Raw genomic sequence first — 1,461 nt, forward strand, 5'->3', positions numbered from 1 at the left:
GCTACTGTGTGTACACAAGTTGCGAAAAAGTTGGACTTTTGTTTGATGAACGAACCAATTAATTCCAACCCTGATTTTGAGGGAGTCTTTGGGGACAAGCGGATAGGAAAACGGGCAACAGAAGTTTTAAGAAAACTGACAACCGGACGTAGTAGTAGCTTGCGTGAAATTACAGAAGATGAAGCCGAGCAGCGTAGCTTTTACAGGCTATTTAATAACGAAAGTTTTAGTGAATCGGGGATAGTAAAAAGTATCACAGATCGTTGTAAGGATTTAAGTTCCGGGCGGCATTTATTATGTATACAGGATACCACTGAATTTAACTTTTCACCGAAACGAGGCCGAATAAAGCCAAAAAGTGGATTAGGAACTACTTCCAGGGAAGATATCCTGGGATTTATGTTACATAGTAGCTTGGTGGTTGATGCTGACAGAAGCCATGCTTTGGGGTATTCATCTATTAAAGTATGGGAAAGGCCGGCGGATACACCAAAGAAATTAGAGCGTGATTATCAGCATCTACCCATCAAGGAGAAAGAATCTTACAAATGGATAGAATCCGCTATTCAAAGTAAGAATTTATTGAAACAAGCAAATGCGATAACGATCGTTGCAGACAGAGAAAGTGATATTTATGATTTGTTTGGGGTCGTTGAAAAAGACAAAGTACACTTGCTTATCCGCTCCAATCATGACCGGCAGATTGAGGGAAAACTAAAGCTAAGTACTTGTCTGAACGGGTTGCCTGTAATGCATAATTACCCTTTGTCTGTGGTTGGCGATATTAGGAAAAATGCCCCTAAACGTATTGCTGAAATGGGGTTGAAGTGGACTAAGGTTGAGTTATTAAAGCCTGTTTCATGCAGAGATGAACAACTTCCCAAAAAACAGGAAGTATATGTAGTGGAAGCAATTGAACAAGGCAGAAAGAAAGGTATCCACTGGCGGATATTGACGACACATGAGGTAAATACGGCCGAACAGGCTTTGCAGATCATCTGTTGGTATAAGGAACGGTGGCATATTGAACAGATCCATCGCTTATTGAAATCGGATGGGTTTAAGATCGAAAGGTCACAATTAGAACAAGGGTGGGCTATTCGTAAACTAACTTTGCTGGCAATGATGGCAAGTCTTCGGATATTGCAGATGATGCTTGCTTACTTAGATGATAATGAACAATCTATAGACGAAGTATTTGATGAGCAAGAACAAAAATGCTTACAAATGATAGCCAAAAAGATGGACGGACCAACTGAAAAACTAAAGAACCATGCCAAAGTTAACACATTGAAATGGGCAACATGGATAATTGCACGAATGGGCGGTTGGAAAGGATATAGATCACAAAGAAAGCCAGGCCCCATTGTTTTACAAAAAGGCCTGGCTAAATTCTATAACGTATATGAAGGATGGTTAATGTTTCAAAACTTCAACTAAAAGATGTGTACACACAGTAGC

At 40.0% G+C, this 1,461-nt stretch carries 1 protein-coding gene; it reads left to right on the forward strand.

Annotation, left to right across the window (positions count from 1 at the left end):
- Positions 1 to 1,440, forward strand: a 1,440-nt coding sequence (locus QWZ17_RS23295) for an IS4 family transposase (protein WP_290307725.1), incomplete at its 5' end; no start/stop codon positions are given.
- Between the last annotated feature and the right edge of the window lie 21 nt (positions 1,441 to 1,461).

It is taken from the genome of Mucilaginibacter flavus (assembly GCF_030409315.1).
In the GTDB taxonomy this organism is placed as follows: domain Bacteria; phylum Bacteroidota; class Bacteroidia; order Sphingobacteriales; family Sphingobacteriaceae; genus Mucilaginibacter; species Mucilaginibacter flavus.